This is a genomic window from Salinivibrio costicola subsp. alcaliphilus (assembly GCF_001996185.1).
GTDB classification, from domain to species: Bacteria; Pseudomonadota; Gammaproteobacteria; order Enterobacterales; family Vibrionaceae; genus Salinivibrio; species Salinivibrio costicola.
The window spans coordinates 1-1,309 of the sequence record NZ_MUFR01000099.1 but is presented as its reverse complement, the minus strand read 5'-3'; the positions used below and the strand labels follow the sequence as shown (position 1 = coordinate 1,309).

Here is a 1,309-nt window from a genome sequence, read left to right as displayed (position 1 = left end):
TTGTCTTCGCGTGTCATGATATCGCTCCGATAGTGAAGGAGCCATATCAATATCAGGTCATCGTGGTTATCTGAATGTGGGGAGAAATGGCCGCTTACGTTTGTATGCGCCAAAGACAACGCCACCGAACAAGAATTTCGCCAGCAAGTCCTGCAAGCCTTTATTGAGCACAAAGCGATGGACTTTATATTCAACACCATCAAAGCCATTGCGCTGCAAGATTACTCTGAGGATGAGATAACGGAGCAGCAACTATGATGGTGACCTTTATTTCTCAGTGCGAGAAAAAGGCACTGAAGAAAACCCGCCGCGTGCTCGATGCCTTTGCCAACCGAATTGGTGATAACACCTGGCAAACGCTGATCACCGAAGATGGCCTAAACACGGTGCGAAAAATGCTGAGCAAAACCGCCAGCCGCAGCACCGCGGTCAGTTGTCATTGGATTCGCTCTCGCTCACGCAGCCAGTTGTTATGGGTGGTGGGAAATAAAAATAAATTTAATGCAGAGGGATATGTGCCTGTTAATAGTACTTCTGCTGATTTGAACCCAAAACAACATTTTTATTTAAATACCAATGTCATTGCGTTGTTGGCTCAATTGGCAGGCTTTTTTCATGATGTAGGAAAAGCAATTACTTTGTTTCAACAGAAGCTCATACCATGCAGTCAAGGAATAGCTTGTGAGCCATACCGACATGAATGGGTGTCATTAAGAATTTTTCAGGCCTTTGTTAACGAGGATAGCGACCAGGCTTGGTTGGCTAGACTAGCAGACATTAATCATAGTACCGAGTCATTTGTACTTGAAAATTTAAATGGGCTAAGAGATGGAATTGCTAAGAATCCTAAGAATCCTTTTGAATACCTACCGCCTTTGGCAAAGTTGGTTGCATGGCTAATAGTCTCACATCACAAGTTGCCCCAGTACCCAAAGGGAGGGGATAACCCGCCAGTATTTGAAAATTCGCAATTATGGTTATCAAAGTTATTTGAAGCTTGTTGGAATTCACCTCAATGCTTAAACACTGATTGGTCTAAAGCAAACATCGAAGAAAATTGGAGTTTTCCATATGGGACACCATTTAAAAGTGCTCAATGGCAAACACAAGTTAGTATTGTTGCTAAAGAAATATTAAAAGAAGGCCGTTGTTTTACCAATTGGTTTAACCAACATTTTACGATGCACTTATCTAGGCTATCACTCATGTTGTAAGCGGTTAATAAACCGGTGAACGCCTACTCGACATCACTGAGATCCACACACCATGGCATCAGATCTGACATATCATCCGATGGCGACCGTTTGGG

General features: G+C 42.9%; 1 protein-coding gene. It reads left to right on the top strand.

Annotated elements, in window-relative coordinates; all coding sequences use genetic code 11:
* The first annotated feature begins 254 nt into the window (after positions 1-254).
* Positions 255-1,214: an HD domain-containing protein gene (locus tag BZJ21_RS15295; RefSeq protein WP_077670257.1), complete on the top strand. Its 960-nt coding sequence runs from the start codon at positions 255-257 to the stop codon at positions 1,212-1,214.
* The last annotated feature ends 95 nt before the right edge of the window (positions 1,215-1,309 follow it).